The 15,813-nt window shown below is 42.4% G+C and carries 13 protein-coding genes; 7 read left to right on the top strand and 6 right to left on the bottom strand.

Features of this window, described 5'->3' with window-relative positions; all coding sequences use genetic code 11:
• Positions 1-16: 16 nt before the first annotated feature.
• A complete protein-coding gene (locus L1077_RS26385) occupies positions 17-310 on the bottom strand; it encodes a hypothetical protein (RefSeq protein WP_063363377.1) in 294 nt (97 codons plus the stop codon).
• Between the two features lie 72 nt (positions 311-382).
• On the opposite strand from L1077_RS26385, the gene L1077_RS26380 reads away from it, so the two are divergent.
• Entirely contained in the window at positions 383-592 is a 210-nt protein-coding gene (locus L1077_RS26380) for a hypothetical protein (protein ID WP_046356942.1), read from the top strand.
• A 20-nt stretch (positions 593-612) separates the two neighbouring features.
• Here the strand turns inward: L1077_RS26380 and epmB are convergent, their stop codons facing one another.
• Positions 613-1,626, bottom strand: a complete 1,014-nt coding sequence (gene epmB / locus L1077_RS26375) for an EF-P beta-lysylation protein EpmB (RefSeq protein WP_237139743.1) — start codon at positions 1,624-1,626, stop codon at positions 613-615.
• A 41-nt stretch (positions 1,627-1,667) separates the two neighbouring features.
• Here epmB and efp point away from each other — a divergent pair, with 41 nt between their 5' ends.
• Positions 1,668-2,234, top strand: coding sequence for an elongation factor P (gene efp / locus L1077_RS26370; protein WP_063363379.1), 567 nt, complete (start codon positions 1,668-1,670; stop codon positions 2,232-2,234).
• 86 nt (positions 2,235-2,320) lie between these two features.
• The gene (gene epmA / locus L1077_RS26365) at positions 2,321-3,295 is read left to right on the top strand and encodes an elongation factor P--(R)-beta-lysine ligase (protein WP_237139742.1); all 975 of its coding nucleotides are present in this window, start codon (positions 2,321-2,323) and stop codon (positions 3,293-3,295) included.
• A gap of 44 nt (positions 3,296-3,339) precedes the next feature.
• On the opposite strand, the gene L1077_RS26360 is transcribed toward epmA, so the two are convergent.
• From L1077_RS26360 to L1077_RS26350, 3 genes are all read right to left on the bottom strand, one after another.
• Complete coding sequence (locus L1077_RS26360; RefSeq protein ID WP_237139741.1) at positions 3,340-4,545, bottom strand: methyl-accepting chemotaxis protein; 1,206 nt, start codon at positions 4,543-4,545, stop codon at positions 3,340-3,342.
• A gap of 196 nt (positions 4,546-4,741) precedes the next feature.
• A complete protein-coding gene (locus L1077_RS26355) occupies positions 4,742-5,449 on the bottom strand; it encodes a glycerophosphodiester phosphodiesterase (protein ID WP_237139740.1) in 708 nt (235 codons plus the stop codon).
• Positions 5,449-6,309 carry a DMT family transporter gene (locus tag L1077_RS26350; RefSeq protein ID WP_237139739.1) on the bottom strand — a complete coding sequence of 287 codons (861 nt, stop codon included), beginning with the start codon at positions 6,307-6,309 and terminating at the stop codon, positions 5,449-5,451. Before L1077_RS26350 ends, L1077_RS26355 begins: the two co-directional genes overlap by 1 nt.
• Before the next feature lie 122 nt (positions 6,310-6,431).
• Between L1077_RS26350 and L1077_RS26345 the strand changes: the two genes are divergently transcribed.
• Both L1077_RS26345 and L1077_RS26340 read left to right on the top strand, forming a co-directional pair.
• A complete protein-coding gene (locus L1077_RS26345; RefSeq protein ID WP_237139738.1) occupies positions 6,432-7,541 on the top strand; it encodes a sensor histidine kinase in 1,110 nt (369 codons plus the stop codon).
• A gap of 9 nt (positions 7,542-7,550) precedes the next feature.
• Positions 7,551-8,150 carry a response regulator transcription factor gene (locus L1077_RS26340; protein ID WP_237139737.1) on the top strand — a complete coding sequence of 200 codons (600 nt, stop codon included), beginning with the start codon at positions 7,551-7,553 and terminating at the stop codon, positions 8,148-8,150.
• Between the two features lie 91 nt (positions 8,151-8,241).
• On the opposite strand, the gene L1077_RS26335 is transcribed toward L1077_RS26340, so the two are convergent.
• Positions 8,242-8,436: a hypothetical protein gene (locus L1077_RS26335; RefSeq protein ID WP_237139736.1), complete on the bottom strand. Its 195-nt coding sequence runs from the start codon at positions 8,434-8,436 to the stop codon at positions 8,242-8,244.
• A gap of 37 nt (positions 8,437-8,473) precedes the next feature.
• Between L1077_RS26335 and L1077_RS26330 the strand changes: the two genes are divergently transcribed.
• Both L1077_RS26330 and L1077_RS26325 read left to right on the top strand, forming a co-directional pair.
• Positions 8,474-10,408 carry an ATP-binding protein gene (locus L1077_RS26330; protein WP_237139735.1) on the top strand — a complete coding sequence of 645 codons (1,935 nt, stop codon included), beginning with the start codon at positions 8,474-8,476 and terminating at the stop codon, positions 10,406-10,408.
• A 186-nt stretch (positions 10,409-10,594) separates the two neighbouring features.
• Positions 10,595-15,813, top strand: a 5,219-nt coding sequence (locus tag L1077_RS26325; protein ID WP_237139734.1) for an SdrD B-like domain-containing protein, incomplete at its 3' end; no start/stop codon positions are given.

The raw sequence follows: 15,813 nt of genomic DNA, 5'->3' as shown, positions 1-15,813 counted from the left end.
CGCTGAGGCGCTCTTTTTATTTGAATGTTGCTAATAGTTGCAACAACTGCTGTAACTTAAATACAGTCTTTTTCAGTTGCTCTTCATCTAATTGCTCTGATTTACTTAATGCATCTACATCTGCTGCAACATCAAGCACATAGGGCTTAAATCGTTTTGCTTCAAAGCCAAACCCTGCGTCTTTCGTGAACAGAGATGCGAATTTACCATGCCCTTGCTGCTGTAGTTCATCTAATTTTTTATCTGCATCAAGTGCTTGACGATAAACAACTTTTAAATTTTCGTTGAGTTTTTCGATGATTGCTTGCATGTTTTTCCTAAAGTCTTAAGTAAATCGGCCGATATTTTACTCGGATCCATCAAACTTGTCAGGTGAATACCTATGAATATTTCCGGAAGTAACCTTCCTGCTATGTCTGGCGCTGGTCCAGGTGGCGAAGTATACAGTGCTTCTCTGGCTAAAAAGCAACAGCAAGCAGATGGACGAGCAGCCCTCGCGTTAATTGAGTCAGCAGGGAGTTCTGCGGCAGCGCAAACTCCAGCTAAGTCAGTGACGGCAACCTTGGGCAACAACATCAACGTATATGCTTAATATACGTTGATGTTCGCATTTTAATTTAAATGCAAATCAATCGGCGTCTTACTTTGTTTGCCGCCGATTTCTCTCACCAGTTTAGGGACCAAAAAGCCCGGTAATATTTCTAGCATCTGAGCAACCAATTCAATCGCTTCAGACTCGCTCATATCAAAATGACTGGCACCTTCAACCTTATCAAGCAGATGAAGATAATAAGGCAGAATATCACTGTCAAACAAAGCTTCGCTTAGCGCAGAGAGTGTTTGAACACAATCATTGATACCTTTGAGCAATACCGCTTGGTTTAATAGCGTGACACCGGCTTGTTTAAGCTTACCCATAGCAGCCTTGAAATCATCGTCTATTTCATTTGGGTGATTAATGTGATTAACCAAAATGGCTTTGAGACGGCTGTTTGCTAATCGATTACACAGTGCATCGGTCACTCTTGCAGGAATAACCACAGGTAAACGACTATGTATCCTAATCCGTTTTATCTGGGGCAATGCTTCTAATTCATCTAATAGCCAACTGATCATGTCATCTTTGGCCATCAGTGGATCGCCACCGCTTAAAATCACCTCATTAATTTCAGGGTGTTCGACCAAGTACTTAAATATCGGTGCTAGAGCACGTTTGTTGACTTGGTTATCCTGATAGGGGAAGTGACGTCTAAAGCAATATCTGCAGTTTACTGCACACCCTGTTTTAAGCATTAACAGCACCCGAGACTGGTATTTATGTAGCAAACCTGGCACAGGTGCGTCTTGTTCTTCGAGGGGATCTTTGTTAAATCCAGAGGCTGCAATAAACTCTTGATGCAGTGGCATCACTTGCAATAACAGCGGGTCATTGGGATCACCGTAGCGCATTTTGGCAATAAAGGGTCTTGGCACACGAACAGGGAAAAGCCGCTTCGCAGCAAGGTCTTTTGCACTGAAATGAGACTCCAAGCCCAACATTTTGAGTAGTGTATCTGGGCAAGTAACGACATTCGCCAATTCTTTTTGCCAGTTAGTATGCAAATTTACTTCATTTATTTGTATCATTAGCAGGTTTATTACTCGAAATACGATGATTAGAGGATACGATGGCGAATTATAGCACCAACGAGTTCAAGGGCGGCCTAAAAATTATGATGGATGGCGAGCCTTGTACGATCCTAGAAAACGAAATGGTTAAACCAGGTAAAGGCCAAGCTTTCAACCGCGTTAAGATCCGTAAGTTGATCTCAGGAAAAGTATTAGAAAAAACGTTTAAATCAGGCGACTCTGTGGAAGGCGCTGACGTGATGGAAACAGATCTAGCTTATCTTTATACAGATGGCGAATTCTGGCACTTCATGAACAACGACACATTTGAGCAGATCGCAGCTGACGAAAAGGCTTTAGGTGACAATGTTAAGTGGTTAGTTGAAAACGACGTTTGTACAATCACACTGTGGAACGGCAACCCAATTGCAGTAACACCACCAAACTTTGTTGAACTAGAGATCACAGATACTGATCCTGGCCTAAAAGGTGACACAGCGGGTACTGGTGGTAAGCCAGCGACACTAACAACCGGTGCGGTTGTACGTGTACCACTGTTTGTACAAATTGGTGAGGTGATCAAAGTTGATACGCGTACTGGCGAATACGTGAGCCGCGTTAAGTAATTATTTACTTAATCACTTTGACGTAAGAAAATCTCGGCTTCGGTCGAGATTTTTTTTGTCGTTATAAATATTATTTGAGGTAACCCATGAATGAGGTGAAATGGGCGCCGAGTGCGCAAATTGAAACCCTTAAACAGCGTGCTGCAGTGCTGGCAAGTATCCGTTCATTTTTTGCTGAGCGTGATGTTTATGAAGTGGAGACGCCGAGCTTAAGTCAGGCGTCAGTGACGGATGTCCATTTGGCGACATTCTCAACGCAGTTTGTTGGGCCGAGTTATGCTAAAGGTTTGCCTCTGTATTTACAGACTTCCCCCGAGTTTGCGATGAAACGCTTACTTACAGCGGGTAGTGGTGCGATTTATCAAATTAGCAAAGCGTTTCGAAACGAAGAATCAGGTCGGCATCATAACCCAGAATTTACCATGCTCGAGTGGTACCGCCCAGGGTTTGATGAGCATTTATTGATGGATGAAATTGATGCGCTTATGCAGTGTATTTTATCTTGTGATAAAGCCCAAAGAATAAGCTACCAAGCGGCATTCCAGCAATATTTGTCTATCAATCCGTTAACGATAGAGTTGGAATCATTGAAAGCAGTCTGTGCAGCATATGGCTATAAAGACATTGCTGATCAAGAAACCACAAGTGACCCTTTGCTACAGCTGTTATTTTGCATGGAAATTGAACCTCAGATTGGACAAGATATACCTTGTTTTGTGTACCACTTTCCTGCATCACAAGCTGCACTGGCTAAATTAAATGAACAAGATAAGCGAGTAGCGGGGCGTTTTGAGCTGTACTACAAGGGGATGGAACTGGCTAACGGCTTCAATGAACTGACAGATGCTGATGAGCAGAGTAAGCGCTTTGATGAAGATAATTTGCAGCGCCAGCAAATGAATTTGCCTACCGTAGATAAAGATATGCGTTTTTTAGCCGCATTAGATCAAGGCTTGCCTAATTGTGCTGGGGTTGCTTTGGGCATTGACCGCTTAGTGATGCTGGCCACAGGCAAGCGCGAGATAAAGGAAGTGATTGCCTTTGATATTGAACGTGCTTAAAGTACGGTAGATACAAAAAAGCTCAGCATTTGCTGAGCTTTTTACTAAACAAATCGCTGCAACTCTTTTTGTGTGGCAGCTGTAAGCTGGTGGGCATGTTGACAGTCACTGAGTGCAGTATCTAATTGTTCTTTTGCTGATTGGCCTAATTCGACAATTTGCTGCACAGCTTGGTGAGTGTGGTTTTGTGTTTCTTCCAACTGATGCACTGCACTGACGATTTCTTCCAGTTGCGATTGGTTACGTTCAAAATCAGCGCTCATATCAGAAAAACCTTGAGAAGTTTCACTGATGGCTTTTTCTGCACCGCTTGAATGAGAGATCAGTTGTTCAGACTCCTGATGTGTTTCACTGACAAGGTGATCCATTTGGTTGATAAAGTCGCTGATCTGCCTTGTGGCATCATTCACTTTAACTGATAAGTTTCTCACCTCATCGGCGACGACGGCAAATCCGCGCCCGGCTTCACCGGCACGGGCTGCTTCAATTGCAGCATTCAACGCAAGTAAGTTTGTCTGATCAGAAAACTCTTCAACCATTTTGAGAATATTACGGATATTATCGCTATTCTCTTTAAGCCCTGCGACCGTGGTAGAGAAGTTCCCGAGTAATGTCGTGATTTGCTGCACTTCACTAACCAGCGTCAATAAAGACTGAGATGAGCCTCTGACAAAGTGCAAGCTTTCTGTGTTGGCTTGATAAACTTGGTCGGTATTACTGACAATACTTTGTAGACTGTGTGTTACCTGATCGCTGGCTGCGATAATGGTATCGCCTTGATTAATTTGCTGTGCACCCACAGATACCGTGTTGGTCATAGAGTAGGTGACTTGCTGATTGCTCGCTGTGGCGGCTTCAGCGCTTTTATAGGTATTCCCTAATAGATCGCCTAGGTGAGCGGTAAAGGTATTGTATTGCGCACTGAGATCTCTAAATTCATCATAAGTAAATTGAGGAAGCTGCGCTGATAAATTTCCATCTTGGCGATTTATTTGCTCTAACCTGTCTCGCATAGCTTGCACCGGACGTACGATCAAAAAGCGCATGTAAAAGAAGGTGAATATGAAAGCGGCGATAGATGCGAATGCGAGTAGCCAAAAACCACCAAATTTGCTACCAGAGTCACTCAAATATGAATAGAGCCAGCTTAAAGTGAGTAGTTGAAATACAAATAAAAACCCAAGGTTACCGAAAATTTTTCGGGTTAATGTATAAAACAAAGACTCTTCAATTAAATTATATATCCGCATGTACAAACTCGTCATAGGCTATCACTCGCCAATTGGGTAAATACTGACTCAATCCATAGTTTGGGTCAGAAATTTACTATCAGTCTTATTAAAGTATACCATTTAGTGGAATTATTTAAGCTTGTAAGCGTTGGTTTCCCAACTAAACGCTATTTTTTGTAAAATAGCGTGCCTTATTCAAAAATGGCTGGAAAAGTTACTTGTTTTGCCATTTATTGATGACCATTTTCGCATGGCACGGATAATTGCTAAATATCCCATCCACACCCATCTCAAGCACTTGCTCTATGTCTTGCTGCTTATCTACCGTATAAGTATAGATTTTCAGGCCTCTTTGCTTAGCATCTTGAACAAACTCATGATTAATGAAGTTTTTATCGATGTGAATGCTGTATGCATGCAGGCGCTGTGCAAATTCGGCATAATGCAATGGGATTGAGGCGGTTAAAGCGCCAATCTTAACCCAAGGGAGTTTTTGTTTGAGCCAAGCAAGTTGGTGGTGATCAAAAGAAGACAAGATCAGCTGTGAGCGCTCTATAATGCCTTCTTGCACGTTTTTTTCTATATAATTAACGAATTTATCTAGGCTGTAAGTGTGTTTTAGCTCGAGGTTTATATCTGCCTGTTTTCCGACAAGGTTAAAGACATCTTGTAAAGTTGGGATCCCCTCATCATTGCCGGCATCCAGTTTGTTTAACTCTGCTCTGGACGCATTTTTTACCATGCCTTTACCATTCGTTGTTCTATCTAACCATGTGTCATGAATGATGGCATAGTCATCACGACAGCTTTGTACATCAAGTTCTATTCCATGTACACCCACCTCTAAAGCTGCGCTAATTGCACTTAGCGAGTTTTCGGGATACATGCCGCTAGCACCGCGGTGTGCAAATACTTGGATCATCATTTGTTCCTTGTTATTGACCAAGTTTCATAAAAAGCGGCACTGACTACTAATATACCGCCAATAAGTGTTGTCATACTGGTTGTCTCAGATAACAGCATATAAGCCAATACAATGCCATACAAGGGCTGCAAGCATGAAATTAGTCCAGTTGTGGTAGCACTCAAGTAACGTAAGCTGCTGGCAAATAATGAGTGAGGAATCGCTGTGAATACTACACCAGCTAGGAGCAGATAGTAGATGTCTTGTAATGGTAAGCCCGTTGGTGGAGTGTTAACAAACATGGACAAAACAACCGCGGCGGTTAAAGTTTGATAAAGCATAGTATGTGGGCCGCCATACTGTGAAAAGTATTTTTTTTGTAGTAGGTTACGCATGGCAAAAAATGCTCCAGACAGCACGCCGGTTAAAATACCGAAGGTCACTTGGTCGCCTAAATCCGTATTAGGCATCATTAGATAAATACCAAAAATCACCATGGTAGCAATCAACAAGTCGGCAAGCTTCAGACGTGTTTTGCTAAACAGCGGCTCTAGTAAAACAGTGATCACGGGATAGGTAAAAAAGGCAATGATGCCTGTAGCAATGCCTGCCATTTGCATTGCGGCAAAATAAGTCACCCAGTGAATACCAATAATGACGCCTAACCCGATAACAATAAAATAGTCTTTGCGCTGATCAAGCTTAAGGTGCTTGTTTTGCATTTTGAGAATGATCGTTAACGCGATGAATGCGATGGCTGTGCGATAAACCGTTATATCAAGCGCAGGGAGCGCGATGAGCTTAGAAAAAAGGGCGGTGCCGCCAAACAGAAAAACCGCGAGGTGTAAGTTTATAAGTGCCGATTGATGTTGCTGCATAGTTTTTATCTTTTATTGTTTGCTAAATTTATTTGAATTAAGTGACAACTGTCACTGAGTGATTCAGCACAAGCATGTTAAATTAAAAATAACATTCTATATACCTTAGAAAAGTAACAGGCATGAATCTCGGCGTCGGACATTTTACACATTCAATGCATATTGCGAGACCAAGTAGGCATTTTTTGGGCAACTATGGTCATTTATTTTTTTCAGTATTTTATTTTTTCCCACTGTATCGAAGCTGGAATATACATACCCGTGCTGAAATCGCATATGAGGTAATCGCTTATGTTGTATTTGCATTGATTTACTGCAAAGCACTAAAATCTCCATCGAGTAAAGTACTTCCCTTCATTATCATCATGGTATTGACCTGCATATTGGCAACTCAGTTCACACCTGGAACGAGTACGTTATTTGGCTATATTGCATATTTTATCGGGTTTTGTTTTCTGGGCTTTGCTCGTTGGCTTATGTTTGCGTTGCTTGTGCTCTCCATTTCTGTGGTGACGGTGTTGTTTATCTCGGTTGATAACTGGGCGTATTTCCTTGGACCAGCATTGGTAGTTTCCTTAGGGCTATTTAGTTTTGGGTACGTAGAATATAAAGATAGGATCCACAGCAACGAGACACGACAAAGCAAAGAGCAAATACAGCAATTAGCAAAGATTGCTGAGCGTGAACGGATTGCGAGGGATATACATGATTTACTCGGGCATTCGCTCAGTTCCATTTCGTTAAAGTCAGAGTTAGCGGGTAAATTTATTGCAGCAGGCTTGCTGGATAAAGCGGAAACTGAAGCACAAGAGGTGGCAGAGTTGGCTCGGATTGCTTTATCAGAGGTACGAGAAGCGGTATCCGGTATGCAGCAACTAGGGTTAACAGCACAACTAGATGTAATGGCATCCCGCCTACGAGATAAAGGCGTTGAGGTTCAAAAGACGATTGACTGTGGTCCGCTCTCTGCTGAGAAAGAGAGCTGTTTTTGCTTTGTCGCTAAAGAAGCTGTGACCAATGTGATTAAACACAGTGATGCTAGACAGATGAAGATTTCCCTTCACGAACAAAATAATTTTCATCAACTGTCTTTTGAGGATGATGGTCAAATAGGCAAGGTTATTTGGGGAAATGGATTGCATGGTATTAAATCTAGGATCGAAGAACTTGGCGGTAATTTAAGCGTAACCACATCTGGTGGTTATAAGCTGGTGGCACAGCTTCCCCAATAAGGAGTAGAGATGAAGATTTTGGTGGTCGAGGACCAGGCGCTGGTAAGAAATGCGATATCAGCGTTACTGAGTTTGGAGGTTGGACTTGAAGATGTTGCTCAGGTAGAGGACGGGCTGCAAGCGATTGATTTTCTTGCTAGTAACTCCCCAGATATTGTGTTGACAGATATTGAAATGCCGAATATGACGGGGCTAGAACTCGCTCAAGAAGTACAGGAAAAGCACCCAAAAGTAAAAGTGGTGATCATGACCACATTTTCACGTAGCGGCTATATTCGACGTGCAATGGCGTCTGATGTAAAAGGGTTTATTCTAAAAGAAGCACCCAGTGATTATCTGGTTAATGCGCTAAAAAAAGTATCTTTAGGGCAAAAAGTTATCGATCCGGAGCTGGCGATGAATGCGCTTGATGATAACGATCCACTTTCTGATAAAGAAAGAAAAGCGTTAAGACTTGCTGGCGAAGGCCTTAAAACCAAGCAAATTGCTGAATCACTCTACTTGAGTGAGGGGACGGTAAGAAATTATTTATCAGATGCTATTGCTAAACTAAACGCGACAAACCGCATCGATGCAGCCCGAATTGCAAGACAAAAGGGTTGGCTTTAAATAAATTTTGCACCTATAAATGGTCACCCCTCTTTATTAGTGGTTTTTATTAGTAATATAATACTAGTAATAAATTAAAATATTGTAACTTTTAATTCATGGGCGATCCGAAACTACTATTACAAATTTTGGCGTTAACAACCTGCGTATGTGCCGTGTTTATGATGGTGAACTGGTTGATCCATAAAAAGACGCCAGGTACGCGACTTTGGTTTGGTTTTGTATCCTGTGCCGCGATTGCTTGTATGTTCCAAGCGTCATTATCGCTGTCGACCATATGGTCCATAATGGTACCCAACACTTTAATATTGCTTGGGTTATTTATGTTGACTCGAGGTGTGGAACGGTTTTTTAATGTCGTTTCTTACCTACTTCCTTGGGGTATACTCGCCTGCGTTTTCTTTCCTAGCTTTGTGTACTTTACTTTTTTTGAACCGAGCTTTTTAGTTAGAGTGGTCGTCAATTATTTGGTGTGGTTGCTCGCCATGGTGCTTTGCTTGCGCGCATTATTTTTAGGCCAAAATAAAAGTACGGCCTCTTTTTCACCGGCGCATTGGACTTTTGCGACAGCCTGTATCTGCCTGCTCAGTGTATTTACACTTCGGCTTAGCATGCTTGGTAACTTCGAGCACACAGATACCATGGGCACGAATAATTGGGTGAATCAATTTTTTTCGTTGTCTGTTATCGTAATGCCACTTATTTTGTGCTTTTCACTTTGCTTGCTGTGTAGTTGCCGTAAAGAGCAGCTGTTGGCAGAACTTACTTTAAAAGCTAAGCAAGACTCGCAAAAAAAAGAGCGTTTCTTAACTTTGCTGAGCCATGAATTAAGAACGCCTTTGAACGCGATAGTGGGGCATGCTGAACTGATCAAACAGGCCCCTAGAGAGCCATTAAAATATAGTCAGTATTGCGATGTGATCATTTCTACGGCAATGTCACTGGCCGATCTGGCCAATCAAGTATTGCTTAACGCCAGAGGAAAGTCGTCCAAGCAAGTGCCATTAAACCTCGCACAATTTGCTGAACTGTTGATTGTGCAATTTCAGCCCTTAGTTAAAGACAGAGAGATCTCTCTGTGTACTCACTTAACTGGCTTTTCGAGCGACAAACTGTTTTTAGTTGATCAAGATAGCATTGGGCTGGTGGTGAAAAATTTATTGTCTAATGCAATTAAGTACACAGAAAGCGGTGACATTACGCTGTCTATAAAACAGCAAAGTACAAGCGATAAAGGCAGTGTCATACGCTTTGAAGTGACAGACACAGGTGAGGGGATGACACAAGGACAGGTTGAGCAGTTGTTCCAGCCTTTTTCTTCTTTTGACTCCGCTCGTTCTATCGCACAGAGTGCTGGAGTCGGCTTGATGTTATGTCAGCAGATCTTGGAAGCTTTGGATACCCAATTGCATGTCTCCAGCACTGTGGGACAAGGCAGTGCCTTTTATTTTGATATTGAGCTGAGCCTTTCAAATGCCGAGCAGAATTCTGGACAAGGGAGTTTGTCTGAGGAGCATGTTGAAGCTCAACTATGCGGTGATATTTTGGTCGTTGAGGATAATCAATTAAACCAAGAAATATTAAAGCATTTTTTGAGCTCATTGGGACTAAACTACGAAATTGCAGGGACTTTGTCTGCTGCCGAGTCGGCTTTGAGGAATAGGCAATTTGATATTGTATTTCTCGATATGCATTTAAGCGATGGCCATGGGCTTGATTGGTACCAAGGTGTTTTTAAACAATTTCAGTTTCAACAAGCGCCGGTCGTTGTTGCCATTACAGGCGATGTAGACGAGCAGTCTCAGCGAGCTTATAGAGAAGCGGGGATTGAGTATTTCATGGCAAAACCCATTCAGCAAGCCCGCTTAGAGCGATTACTTAGTCAACTTCTGATGCCTGCTAAGCACTTTTTGGATGAACAAAATATACTAGATTATTCTGTAATTGAAGGGCTGACTGAGACTATGAGCCCGCAAGTGCTCAATGCAAAGTTGATGTACTTAAACGATCGATTAGATTATGAGTTTGCTCAACTTCGCGGGTTGGCTGATATCCAGGCATATGAAGCCCTAGAAGAAAAGTTAATTCAATTGGAGGAAGAAGCCAGTGCACTTGGTATGATGATGTTACACATTGCGCTTCAAGATGTGCGTCTATCCATGTTTGACTTGATAGGTGTGGATTGGCAATCATTGCATAGTTTGGCTAAGCGAAGTGCACATAAATTATCTGAATATCACTCCAAGGTATTGCAATAAATTATTCGTTAAATCTTAAAGTTGTAGTTTTACCCTTATGGGGTCCTTTTCCTGTTTACAAATGTTGTTATAAAAGGGAAATTACACTGGATTACAGTAACCATATTCAATAAAATTCTCATCCGTTTTCATTAGTGACACAGTGAAAGCGGACTGAGTGTTGGCATATTGTTCGGGTTATTGAAATTGAAGAAGTTTTTATTTTCGTTTTTCTCATGGTTTTTTCTGTTTTTTGCGAGCTTCGCATTTGCAGTTGATCTACAAATCTCTACGTTCGAAGATCTAGATACGACAGTACCTAGAGGCGGACAAGTACGTTATAACCTTGAGTTTACTAACTCTGAAGAAGATACTGCGAATAATGTATCTGTCGAATTCTTTTTGCCGCCAACAACGAGCTTCGTATCCAGCTCTAAGTCTTGTACTCAATCTAATTATCAAGATGGCGGTATAACTAAAAGCAAATTAACTTGTCCAATTGGCCAACTATCTGGGCGAGTGAGTGATTCACTGCAAGTAACCATTAAAACATCCGCACAGACAGGCGATACTATAGAGCCAAGTGTGCGTATTAGCGCAGACAATGAATCAAGCAATAAGTTACTCAACAACACTGAAACCCAAAATACTTCGATTGTAGCGGGTGTTGATTTAGCAATTACTTCGCTATTAGCAAACCCTGTTTCGGTTAACTTAGACACGGTCTTTACTTATCAAATCGGTGTGAAAAATAACGGACCTGATGCTGCTGCTAATGCGGTCGTAAAGCTCAACTTACCAAGCTTTACATCGTGGGAGAATGCCAGCACTGTAGATTTTGACGGCTGGCGCTGCTCGGGTAGTCAAACACTCACGTGTACAATCGCTGCATTTGCCTCAGGAGCATCATCCACTTTAAATATTCAAGCTCGTGTTAGTCAGGTCAGCAGTGGCACTGTCACAGCCAGCAGCAGCATTAGTAGTGATACTGCAGAAATAGATGCCTCAAATGATCAAGCATCAGTGAATACGCCCATTAACCTAAATGCGGATTTAGGTGTTGCGATAAAGCAATACAAAGCGGATGGTACACCTTCTTGGTATGGGCCTTTAAATTTACAAGTCAATGAACGTCACTACTACGATGTGACTGTTACCCACTTAGGCCCAAGCTCGGTAACAACGGCTTACTTGAGCACAACTTTGGCAAGTGGTATGAATAATATCACAGCCCAAGCTCCTTCCGGTTGGTCATGTAATGTCACTTCGCTTGTGGTTACTTGCCAATCTACAAGTGCTATGGTGAAAAATGACAGCGCTGTAGTCAGAATTTATGCCAATGCCCCCGCATCTGAGGCAACATTTTCAACCGCAGCGCAAGTAAGCGCTGATTTGTTAGATGTAAATGCGGCAAACGATAAAGCCAGTGCGAGTGTTAAAACAAGTGTTGCACAGACTTCATTTGTCTCAGTGAATAAAACGTTGCTAAATGGCACTACTTATTACGTTGACGATGAGATCGATTTCCAAATTACAGTGACCAATACATCAGAGGCGACGACCATTGAGTCTCTGATTGATACATTACCAGATTCGCTCAGCTACGTGAGCTACAGTTCAAATCATTTTACTTGTGCTTTGAACTCAGGTGATGCACAGAGGCTTGATTGTACACCTACCTCAAATAGCTTCGCTAAATCGCAAATATGGCAAGTTACGATTAAAACCAAAGCAAAAACCGTGAATCAAAGTGCTGTTAATTGGGCAACAGTTGCCCATGGTGGACGCGAGTCCACCAGTAATAGTGCCAGTTTTTCTATTCTGGATAGAGCGCCGGATCTTAGTATCACTAAGTCTTCTGATTTGAACTGGGGCTCCAATATTAACTATATGAATAAAGAGTTTTATTACTCTATCAAGATAGTCAACTCAGGCGGTGGAGCTGCAAGCGGGATTAAAGTCGAAGATGACTTTGCCAATACCTCAGGTTACATCCCTCTTTCTACAGCAACACGCAAATATAGCAATGGATCTTGGCAAACGGTTGCGGACTGGTGTGTTATCTCTAATTTAAAGGTCTCTTGTACTGGCTCTGAAATTGGTGCGAATGAAACTGTTGAGATATTGATAAAAGCGCGTTCGCCGATATATACGGGTGCAGAGAGTCAATACAGACCTAAAAATACAGCGACTATGACAGTGGGTGGCGTTGATTATGTTGCCAATTTTGAAGGCTGGGGACTGCATCCGCGTAATCCTGTGCAGCTTGGTATTACAAAAGCCAAATCAGCATCATTAACAGCCAGCACCAGTTTAGTTGAGCAAGCTGGTGAGATCATTAATCGCATTGTGGTTTCAAACACAGGTAATGGAACAACACTTGGTAAGGTGACTGTGGTAGATGCACTACCAAGTGGAGAAACATTTATTGCCAATGGCAGCTATGGCACAAACTGGTCTTGTAGCGCCTCAGAGCAATTGGCAGATGGTAGTGGTGGTAAGGTGACTTGTCTGTATCAAAATGCAGATACAAGTCGTATTGCTTTGAACGGGACAGCGCCGACTTTGACTATCACTACTCGAGCAACTTCAGTGGGTGATTTACAAAACACTGCGACGGTAACCGACGCCGGTGGTGCGCCAGGGGAAGCATCCGTATCCGCGACAATTAAAAGTGCCTTGAGTGCTGATTTAAGTATTCAAAAAGTGGCGAATACAAGCAGTATTACGACCTCTCAAAATGAGATAAGTTATCAGATCACAGTTAGAAACTTGTCGGGTTCTAATATTACTGGGGTGGATACGGGTTCACTCACTATTGTTGATACTTTTAATGCGACTTTTAAATCACGCGAAGGCAATAAAGAGACAGGGATCACCTTCCCATCATCTGTAAATAGTACGCTTGGTGCACGTTTTTCGTGTGTTAGGGCTGATACTGGTGAATACGAAAACACACAAACGACCATCACTTGCCGTTTGGAAACCGGTCAAACATTTGCCCTTAATGATAGCGTGACGATTCCATTGACGGTTGTCAGGCCTTTTGTCACGACCAATGGCCAAGTTGTTAACTCCGCAGAAGTGTCATCCAATACACATATCGATCCGAATACAGCAAATAACTCGGCTAGTGCGACGACAACAGCACAGTCATTATTTGATTTGGCAGTGACGAATGTTGTGTATGCGAAGCCAACGGTGTTAAGCGGTGATATCGCCTTACAGACGATCCATATTGCCAATATTGGTGCAGTTGCAGCAACTAATGTGGTGCTAGAGCATACTTTCAATGTACCAACGGGCAAAGAGTATCAATATGTAAGCAATAGCTTTTCTAGGGCTGGGCAAAGTAATATCTGTGCATACACAGAAGCGACGAAGACTTTACGTTGTAGTATTGGGTCGCTAGAAAGCAATGAAGTACAAAGTGTTACCATCCAAACTCGTCCTAAAAGTGCCTCTGATCGTCAAGATTGGGTATTAGAGAGTACAAGCCAAATATCCGCCTCAAATATGTCATTGGATAGTGACACCACAAATAATAGCTTCAATAAGGCTTTAACCGTACAAATTCGTGAAGCTAACCTGAAAATTGAAAACAATGACATTAGTGACCCGCTAGCTTGGTATCCGACACCGGGTTCATTTCCAGCAACGCTCGATAATGTGGTGGTTTATAAAGTCGATCTAGAATATCTGACGGACAATAACGGTGAGACTTCTGTGGCAAGTGGTGTTGGGTACAACTTCACTATTTCACCAGCCAATAGCTCTAAACAACTGCAATTTTTATGTGATAGCAGATCTAACGCAACCTGTAGTGCAGTGACTGCGCGTTGTGATAATCAAAACCTGACTTTTAATACACAAACCACCTTTAACTGTTTAGGGCCCGAAAATAGCAGTTCTTCTTTGGCAGAAAATGAATTGCTTGAGAATACCGGCGGTCAGTCAGCAATTTATACCCGTTATATGTTCTTTAAGATTTTGTCGCGCCCATCAACGACAGGCGAAGTTGCAACGACCAGTGCGTCTATTTTTTCAAATGAAAAAGATCTTATTACGGCAAACAACGATGAGAGTGAAAAAACATCTATTCGTATCGCTGTAGACTTAGCGCTGACCAAAACAGCTTCTTTGAATAAAGTGGCATTGGGGAGCCAGTTTAATTATCAATTTACGCTCAGTAATGCTGGCCCGGGTGACAGCGCTGACAACGTACTTTACGATTATCTTCCAAGCTATCTGAGCGTCGCAGGCAATGCGGTGACATCATCAGGTAGCTGTACTAATTCTCGAGCAAATTCGCCTAGTACAGGGGCATTGACTGATTTTATTCGTTGTAATATTCCGCTTATTGAAATGAATGAAACAGTTCAGATCAGTATCCCGGTTACGCTTAATGCGCTACCGAGCACTAATCTCGTGGTGAATGAAGCTTGGGTAGAAACACAAGGCTTTGATACAAATAAGTTAAACAATAAAGCCACTTCTTCGACGGAAGTGATCCAAGGCTTAATATCTGGCTATGTATTTGTTGATAAAGTAAATAACGGTCTTTTTGACAGCGGTGTTGATTCCGGTTTGTCTGGTATTGAGGTGCTACTGGATGGTGTAACTGCTGGTGGACAAGCGATAACTCAACAGCGCGTTTCAACAGATGCCAATGGTCAATTTGTATTTTATGACCTAGTACCTGGCACTTATAAATTGACCCAGCCGGCTCAAGCAGCCTTGAATAGTTACCGAGATGGTAAAGAGGCGAGATCTGGAAGTGTGCTGGCTAATAGCCAAGGCAGCGATGAAATTACCAATATCGAACTTACATCTGGATCGGCATCACAAGGACACTCATTTGCAGAACTTCTGATAGGTGATAAATCAGTTTCAGGTAAAGTGTTCTTGGATATCAACCAAGATGGTGTTGTTGATGCCAATGATCAGCTTTTGAAAGACATGACGGTCACGATCACGGGTACTGATAAATATGGCCAAGCAGTCAGCCAAAGTGTAAAAACTGACGCCAATGGTGCGTTTAGCTTCACAGGTTTGATTGAATCAAATGCGGATGGCTATACCATCACGCAAATAGCGAGTGGGGATCACCAAACAGGTAATCGCTACATCGGTTCTGGCACAGGGGTTGTCAGCAATGTCGCCAAAGTGGTGGTCGGCACAGAGACAACGCCAGAAATCAAATTTACAGAAAAACCAAAAGCGGGTGATAAGTCAGTTTCAGGTAAGGTGTTCTTGGACGTGAATCAAGATGGCACGGTTGATCAAAATGATTCGCTTCTGAAAGACATCACAGTCACTATCACGGGCATGGATAAGTTTGGTCAGGCAGTGAATACCACAACGACGACCGATGCTAATGGTGCGTTTAGCTTCACAGGTTTGATTGAATCAAATGCGGATGGCTA

This window comes from Pseudoalteromonas luteoviolacea, from assembly GCF_021654285.1.
In the GTDB taxonomy this organism is placed as follows: Bacteria; Pseudomonadota; Gammaproteobacteria; order Enterobacterales; family Alteromonadaceae; genus Pseudoalteromonas; species Pseudoalteromonas luteoviolacea_J.
This window is presented reverse-complemented; position numbering and strand designations above follow the sequence as displayed.

Coding starts and splice junctions, on each gene's coding strand:
- L1077_RS26385 (WP_063363377.1), bottom strand. CDS start 310: ATGCAAGCAATCATCGAAAAACTCAACGAAAATTTAAAAGTTGTTTAT.
- L1077_RS26380 (WP_046356942.1), top strand. CDS start 383: ATGAATATTTCCGGAAGTAACCTTCCTGCTATGTCTGGCGCTGGTCCA.
- epmB (WP_237139743.1), bottom strand. CDS start 1,626: ATGATACAAATAAATGAAGTAAATTTGCATACTAACTGGCAAAAAGAA.
- efp (WP_063363379.1), top strand. CDS start 1,668: ATGGCGAATTATAGCACCAACGAGTTCAAGGGCGGCCTAAAAATTATG.
- epmA (WP_237139742.1), top strand. CDS start 2,321: ATGAATGAGGTGAAATGGGCGCCGAGTGCGCAAATTGAAACCCTTAAA.
- L1077_RS26360 (WP_237139741.1), bottom strand. CDS start 4,545: ATGCGGATATATAATTTAATTGAAGAGTCTTTGTTTTATACATTAACC.
- L1077_RS26355 (WP_237139740.1), bottom strand. CDS start 5,449: ATGATCCAAGTATTTGCACACCGCGGTGCTAGCGGCATGTATCCCGAA.
- L1077_RS26350 (WP_237139739.1), bottom strand. CDS start 6,309: ATGCAGCAACATCAATCGGCACTTATAAACTTACACCTCGCGGTTTTT.
- L1077_RS26345 (WP_237139738.1), top strand. CDS start 6,432: ATGAATCTCGGCGTCGGACATTTTACACATTCAATGCATATTGCGAGA.
- L1077_RS26340 (WP_237139737.1), top strand. CDS start 7,551: ATGAAGATTTTGGTGGTCGAGGACCAGGCGCTGGTAAGAAATGCGATA.
- L1077_RS26335 (WP_237139736.1), bottom strand. CDS start 8,436: ATGGACCATATGGTCGACAGCGATAATGACGCTTGGAACATACAAGCA.
- L1077_RS26330 (WP_237139735.1), top strand. CDS start 8,474: ATGTTGACTCGAGGTGTGGAACGGTTTTTTAATGTCGTTTCTTACCTA.